Origin of the sequence: Pseudoalteromonas sp. SG44-1 (assembly GCF_014164315.1) — a bacterium.
Lineage (GTDB): Bacteria > Pseudomonadota > Gammaproteobacteria > Enterobacterales > Alteromonadaceae > Pseudoalteromonas > Pseudoalteromonas rhizosphaerae.
In genome coordinates this window covers 1-6,315 of the sequence record NZ_JACJEW010000102.1, presented here as the reverse complement: position 1 = coordinate 6,315, position 6,315 = coordinate 1, and the positions used below count along the sequence as shown (strand labels likewise).

General features: G+C 44.0%; 8 protein-coding genes and 1 pseudogene. All 9 read left to right on the top strand.

Annotation, left to right across the window (positions count from 1 at the left end; genetic code table 11):
• Positions 1–339: pseudogene (locus H5187_RS22395) on the top strand (hypothetical protein); the annotation flags it as partial.
• 9 nt (positions 340–348) lie between these two features.
• Entirely contained in the window at positions 349–2,013 is a 1,665-nt protein-coding gene (locus H5187_RS22390) for a Mu transposase C-terminal domain-containing protein (RefSeq protein WP_182798386.1), read from the top strand.
• Positions 2,003–3,238, top strand: coding sequence for an AAA family ATPase (locus H5187_RS22385; RefSeq protein WP_182784435.1), 1,236 nt, complete (start codon positions 2,003–2,005; stop codon positions 3,236–3,238). The genes H5187_RS22390 and H5187_RS22385 overlap by 11 nt, the downstream gene beginning before the upstream one ends.
• 36 nt (positions 3,239–3,274) lie before the next feature.
• Complete coding sequence (locus tag H5187_RS22380; protein ID WP_182798385.1) at positions 3,275–3,634, top strand: hypothetical protein; 360 nt, start codon at positions 3,275–3,277, stop codon at positions 3,632–3,634.
• On the top strand, positions 3,631–4,029 hold the full coding sequence (locus tag H5187_RS22375) for a phage protein GemA/Gp16 family protein (protein ID WP_149981126.1): 399 nt from the start codon (positions 3,631–3,633) through the stop codon (positions 4,027–4,029). Before H5187_RS22380 ends, H5187_RS22375 begins: the two co-directional genes overlap by 4 nt.
• A gap of 71 nt (positions 4,030–4,100) precedes the next feature.
• Positions 4,101–4,508: a Mor transcription activator family protein gene (locus H5187_RS22370; RefSeq protein WP_182798384.1), complete on the top strand. Its 408-nt coding sequence runs from the start codon at positions 4,101–4,103 to the stop codon at positions 4,506–4,508.
• Positions 4,509–4,517: 9 nt separating this feature from the next.
• Positions 4,518–4,769: a hypothetical protein gene (locus tag H5187_RS22365; protein ID WP_182798383.1), complete on the top strand. Its 252-nt coding sequence runs from the start codon at positions 4,518–4,520 to the stop codon at positions 4,767–4,769.
• Positions 4,756–4,944, top strand: a complete 189-nt coding sequence (locus tag H5187_RS22360) for a hypothetical protein (protein WP_182798382.1) — start codon at positions 4,756–4,758, stop codon at positions 4,942–4,944. Before H5187_RS22365 ends, H5187_RS22360 begins: the two co-directional genes overlap by 14 nt.
• 65 nt (positions 4,945–5,009) lie before the next feature.
• A complete protein-coding gene (locus tag H5187_RS22355) occupies positions 5,010–5,849 on the top strand; it encodes a hypothetical protein (RefSeq protein WP_182798381.1) in 840 nt (279 codons plus the stop codon).
• Positions 5,850–6,315: the final 466 nt, after the last annotated feature.

Here is a 6,315-nt window from a genome sequence, read left to right as displayed (position 1 = left end):
GCACAAGTGCGCCAAAAATCGTTTGCACACAGCGCCGTTGTTAACGAATCGCTCGAAGAGTTTATAGCCATGGCCGAGCAGCTCTGTAACACCCGCGACCTCGACCTAAACCACCGCATAGGCGCTGCGCAAACAACCTGGCATTTATGGCTCGGTATACAGCAGCGCATTACCCACATGTTAAACCGTTTAAGCGGTGAGTTTGGCCCAGAGCATTTAGCCGGCGCTGAGTGCATCCCGCAATTTGCCGAAGACGAATGGCAAGACGCCCAAGCCAACCGTGAATACATGCTAGCCATGTTTAACGACCGTTTTAACACTAATTTTAATAAAAAGTAGGAGAGAGCAATGCATCCTGCAGTTCAAAAATACAATAAGTTGCCAAGCACAGGCTTGGAACTCAGTTGGCAAAATGCCAGTGAAACAGCCCGTAAAAAAGCCCAAAGTAGGGCGGTGCTAGTTCGTCATTTATTAACCCAAGAGTGCGGCATACCTAAAGCGTTTGAAGCATTGGTTAAAGCCTACCGAACAAACACAGCAATTAGCACATTAGCAACCGCTATAGATTCACTGGGTAAGTTACCAGGGCGTGCCACTATTTATAACTGGTGCAATGCCTATAAAGACAACGGCATTAACAGCCTATTGCCAAACCATAAGGGCAAAGCCCAAACCCAGTACAGCTGGCTTGCGCGCTGCCTTGAGCTTTACCACAGCCCAAACAGCCCAAGCTTTGCGCAAGTGAGCGACCAGTTAAACAAAGAGGGCTACAAGGCAGAGCATCACCAAGTGCGCCGCTTTATAAATGCACTGCCACACGAGCTAGGCCCACAAAGCCCGTATCGCATGGGTGCAAAACTGTACCGCGAAAAACATAAAGATCATTTGTTGCGCTCAACCGACAACTTAAAGCCCGGCGTTATGTATAACGGCGATGGCCACACGCTCGATGTATACCTAGCTCACCCTAAAACGGGTAAGCCATACCGCGCTGAGCTAACCGCGTTTCAAGACGTAGCAAGCCGCACCATTGTGGGCTGGGAACTCGGCTACGCCGAAAGCACACTCGATACGCTAGCAGCAATAAGCCGCGCGATTAAAGTGCATAACAACGTGCCAGGCATGTTTTATTTAGATAACGGCTCAGGCTACAAAAACAAACTCATGAACGACGACACAACTGGCTTTTATGCCCAGTTTGAAATAGACGTTATTTTTGCCATACCAGGCAATGCGCGGGTGAAGTGGATAGAGCGGTTCTTCCTGCACATGGAGGACCGCGTTGGTAAACGCTTTAGCACGTATTGCGGCCGCGACCACGACGATCGCCATAAGCAACTAGTACTTAAAGAGGCCAAGCAAGGCAAACGCAAACTGCCCACGGTTGACGAGTGGATAGCCGAATTTAAAGCGTTTTTAAACGACTACCACAACAGCGCACACCCTGAGATCAAGGGCAAAACTCGCCAACAAGTGTGGGACGAAAACATTGAGCGCGTCCCCCCAGTAGAGGGCGATTTTGTCATGCTACCGCGTGAAACCGTCAACATTCGCCGTGGCCGCTTCCGTTTACACCAACGTGATTATTCAGCTGACTTTTTACATCAGTTTAACGGCCAAGAGCTTATTGCCGCCTACGACCTACACGACGACAGCTACACCAAGCTTTATAAGCTAAACGGTGAGTTTTTAATGTTCGCTAACTTAAAAACTAAATCGCATGCCGTGCCTACGTCGCGTATTGAGCAAGCTGAAAGCAAACGCCGCACTGGCCGCTTAAAACGCATTGATACCAAACGCCGCGAAATAGAAGCCCAAGAAACGCAAGAACGCGTTATCGATGTTGATTCGGTGGCTAAGTTTGCCGCGCCAATCAAGAGCATTGCAGCACAACAAGCACCGGTAAATATTTTTGATTTTGATGTAACGCCTACGCAGCCACAACACGAAATCGACCTAAACGAATTACTAGATCAACCCAATTTACGCAAGGAACACACTTATGAGCTATAGCCAACCACACCCATACACGCCAGAGCAAACGCTACGTGTTGAGCTAATAAACCAAGAGTTAAGCACCACAGGCATGACCACCGAAGAGCTTAACTGTGGCTTTGCCCTGCAGTCAGTTAAAGAAGTACTGGCAAACAAATGCACCATTAACCCTGAAAAAATCATTGTGGCGATGTGGCAAAAACTGTTTGGTAACGCCGCTATTACCGAGATTGAAAAACGCAATGGCTTTAATAAGTCATATAACAAAGCTGATCGCGAACTGGCAGCGCGTATTTGCCTGCGTTTGCAATCGCCCGAAATACGCGAGCAAAACATTACCAGCGCCAGCATTGCGGTAAGCATGGGTAAAAGCCCTGCATCAATCAGCCAACTCATTAACGGTAAGTACAACGCAAAGCCCACCAAGCACCTGCACGACATTTGGGCGTTGATTTGCCCAGCAGAGGTTGACCAAGGCAAGCCTTCTAATGAGCGCAAAAAAATTGAAATTGTGTACGGTGATGTGCGGTTTATTCCTACTAGCACCTCAAAACTTATTGCCATGGCATGCGACCAAGCGCGAGCACGTAAACGCTTTAGTGTGTTTGCAGGCCAAGCAGGCCTTGGTAAAACCAAAGGCATTGCAGAATATTGCCGCCACAACAAAGAAGCCATTTTAATTGCCGGCAGTGAGCAAACCAGCAGCACCCAAGTACTTGAGCAACTAACCACAGCCCTGGGCTTATCGCGTTGCCCAAGTGCCTATAAAAACATGCAAAAGATTATTAGCGCACTGCGTGACACAGACCGCCTAATTATTTTAGACGAAGCCGACAAGTGCAAACCAAACTCGCTCGACCCGCTGCGCACTATTAGCGATCAAGCAATAGTTGGGGTCACGCTGGTTGGCAACATTCAACTGGTAGACAAACTGCAAACCCAAGAGCGCTACGAACTCATTGCAAGCCGCGTGTGCTTTTGGCCTAAACCTATCGGCCAAATCACCGTTGAAGACATTCGCACCCTGTTTTTAGAGCTAACCGAGGGCACGGTAAAGCTCGCCCAAAACGATGCAAAGTGGTGGCAATGGCTGCACAAACGCGTTGAGGGTAACGCCCGTGAGCTGGTTGAAAACTTGCTACCGCATTTGCTTAACCACACCAACAAAAACCCAGACACCGCCGTAGACAAGCTGTTAGTCAATGGCATTTTTTCATCAGTACTTAATAAACCAGCGGTTTAAACGCTGTTTAAACATATTTTAAATAAGGATCTAATCATGGCATTTTCAATTAATTTAAACACACCACGTTTTACCGCACGTTTAGCAGTAAACGACACCGTAAGCACGCAACACATGCTGGCTGTACTTGCTGATAAACAAGGCTCAGGCGAGTTTATCGACAGCTGCAACGGCAATATCAAAGCCGCGTTCTCAATGCTGATAGCAGAAAAGCTATTCACTATTCAGCACGTTTTAGGCGTTAAATCGCCAGATCAATTGGCTATTCGCTTTAATAACTTACACCCAAACCTAGCGCGTATTTATACCCAAGGCGTTAGCGACTGGGGCATTAAGGTCATCAATTTACAACCAGCCATTGCGTTTGAGTTTATCCCGATGGAGCAAAGCGCATGAGCAACTTGATCCAACAAATCAAAATTGCGCAAAAGGCGGCGGGTATCGAGCAAGATATCCACCAACTTAACGTTGCCTACATTTGCAACCAGCGCACCAACACCTGCGCACAGTTAACCAAGCTTGAGCAACAGCAGCTGCTTGCGCGTTACCGTGCAATGAACCCAAATGCCGGCAAAAAGCAGTTACCCGCGCAGCTAAAAATGATTTACAGCCTGTGGGGCCAGCTGCACCGCGCAGGGGCGGTAAACATTGATTCAAAAGGGGCATGCGACTCGTTTTGTGAAAAGCACCTGCAGGGCAAAAAGCTTAGCCAAAGCGCCCAGCAATGGCCGCATATTATCGAAGTACTTAAGCAATGGCTTATACGCCATAAAGCAAAGCAGGGGGCGTAAATGGCTAATTACGAAGAGCAACGCCGACTAGACCGCGAAAACGGCTTAGATTATTTATTTGAGGAGCAATCATGAGCGATTCAACCATAGATTTACGGGCATTACCCCATGGCCTGCGCCGCATTGTTAAACATTTAGGGGTTGAAAAAACCATTGCGGTACTCACAGAGCAACAAGGACAAATGTTTTATATCCCTGAAAAGCCAACTGAGGATCACGAAGTAGTAAAGGTATTTGGTAAAGCTCTGGTGCAAGAGCTGATAGATGCCAATGTAGGATCAAGCTACCAAATACCCATGCTGCACAAAGTGCTTATGCAAATTCGCAATCAACAAATTTGCCAAGCCCTGGACACTAAAAGTAGCAACATTCAGCAGCTGGTTAAGCGTTTTAAGATCACCCGCCAGCAAGTAAGCAGTATTTACAGTGCATACCAAGACGAACGGGCGCACGAAACACAATTAAATTTAAGTTTGTAGGGGGGCTTTATGGAGCTTTTAAAAGACATTAAAGCAGAGTGCTTAGCCTTTTTTAACGGTGCAATATTGCGTAGTAAGCCAGTAATTAACTACAAATGCCCTGAGTGCAATAACACATTAAAAACCATGCGCCCACCAGAGGGCGAGGTTTATAACGATCACACTATTTGCATTCATTGTTGGTTTGAGTTTATCCGTGTAACTGATGGTAAAGAGGTTAGAATCCAAACCTACCCCAAGCACAAACATGCAAAACAATAACTTTGTACTGCTCACTGCGTTGCAACTTAGCGGCGGCAAAAAGCCAAAGCGGTGGCAGTACGAATATGGTTTAAACCTATTGGCCCGTTACATTAACCAACGAAAAGTTATGGGGTTAGATGTAACGGGTTTAATGGATGAATATAGGGAGGCTTATACAAAATTAGGATATTAATTGGAGTTCATATCTTTTTTAAGTTAAATTCCACGCATTAGATTTGATACAATATTGGTAAAATTATGACAGCTATTGTTATTTGGAGAAATGAAGAAGATATTAACAACCCTAACCTATGGATTGTTTCTGACAGTTTGGTTAGCAATAATGGTTCTCCATTGATTGAAGATGCTTCAAAAGTTTTAACTTTACCAATAAAAGTTACTGTACCAGATGAAATAGGCTACTTTAACAAAGTTTACTACCAACATTCATTAGGGTTTTGTTTTGCTGGTAGTACGTTAATGGGGCAAAACTCATATATTTCTATTCTCCCATTACTTAGCAATCTAATTTCTCATAAAAAATATATTCCTTCTTTTAATGAAATAGCTACCTATGTACTTAACTATTTCAATGAGACATTTTTATCGTACTTGACTCGGCATAGTAGCAAAGCTTTTTTTGAAGCTTCGATTTTTGGATATTGCCACATTGAAAATAAGTTAAAAATCGCACACTATTTCGTTGAGAATACTGATGCCGATGGGTACAAAGTTAAGCTCTTAATAAATGAAAACAACACCACTTCTGATTTTCTTTATTTAGGTGACCAGTCGAAGTTAATGAAAGAAAAAATAAAATCAGCTTTGAATTCTGAAGGAGAACCAGGTCGCTCACAATCTAGAGCACCTCGTTATGTAATTGAAGATGCAATTAATAACATAAGTCCTAAATACTCATCTATAGGGGGAGATATACAATTAGGCATTGCTAATTTTAGTGGCTTTAAACCTTATAAGATTCAAAAGCCGTATGAAATAGGCAAGCCAGCTGCTTACACTAGTTATCTAGGTCGAGAATTGACACCTGAATTATCATACGTTGGTATTGCACGAGTTGGTGGTGATGAGATGTGTTAATATTTTTAGCAAGGACAGGCTTTTAAATAAAATGAGCTTAGGGCAGAACCCTTGAAATCGTTAATAACATTATTCTCATTATTAAATTATCAGTAAAAAATGAAATGAAAAACGATAACCATCCTAAGATGCATAAGGCCAGTGTGAAAACATCATTCTGTAAAACTCTTTTAATCATATAAGCTCCTCCATGTATTGAAGATTGAAAAGAATTCCAAAGATTCTGCGCCGCAAATGTTGCCCTAAGCTCACTTATATATATTTTAACACATATTTCAGATTCTCAAAATATATCTATTGCTTTCGACCTCGTTTTCATTTTAACCTAATAGACCAGCTCGAAAGCCCCAGCCGCAAACAACTTTACAGTGTTACCCAATCCCCTAAATTGATTTACTACCAGCATGACAAATACAGTGCATGCGCCATTTATTGAGTTTTTAGCTCAACAAATTATTAAGGCCAG

What these genes read in the sequence shown, in the direction of transcription:
- H5187_RS22360 (WP_182798382.1), top strand. Translation starts at nt 4,756, where the DNA reads ATGCAAAACAATAACTTTGTACTGCTCACTGCGTTGCAACTTAGCGGC.
- H5187_RS22385 (WP_182784435.1), top strand. Translation starts at nt 2,003, where the DNA reads ATGAGCTATAGCCAACCACACCCATACACGCCAGAGCAAACGCTACGT.
- H5187_RS22375 (WP_149981126.1), top strand. Translation starts at nt 3,631, where the DNA reads ATGAGCAACTTGATCCAACAAATCAAAATTGCGCAAAAGGCGGCGGGT.
- H5187_RS22380 (WP_182798385.1), top strand. Translation starts at nt 3,275, where the DNA reads ATGGCATTTTCAATTAATTTAAACACACCACGTTTTACCGCACGTTTA.
- H5187_RS22390 (WP_182798386.1), top strand. Translation starts at nt 349, where the DNA reads ATGCATCCTGCAGTTCAAAAATACAATAAGTTGCCAAGCACAGGCTTG.
- H5187_RS22355 (WP_182798381.1), top strand. Translation starts at nt 5,010, where the DNA reads ATGACAGCTATTGTTATTTGGAGAAATGAAGAAGATATTAACAACCCT.
- H5187_RS22365 (WP_182798383.1), top strand. Translation starts at nt 4,518, where the DNA reads ATGGAGCTTTTAAAAGACATTAAAGCAGAGTGCTTAGCCTTTTTTAAC.
- H5187_RS22370 (WP_182798384.1), top strand. Translation starts at nt 4,101, where the DNA reads ATGAGCGATTCAACCATAGATTTACGGGCATTACCCCATGGCCTGCGC.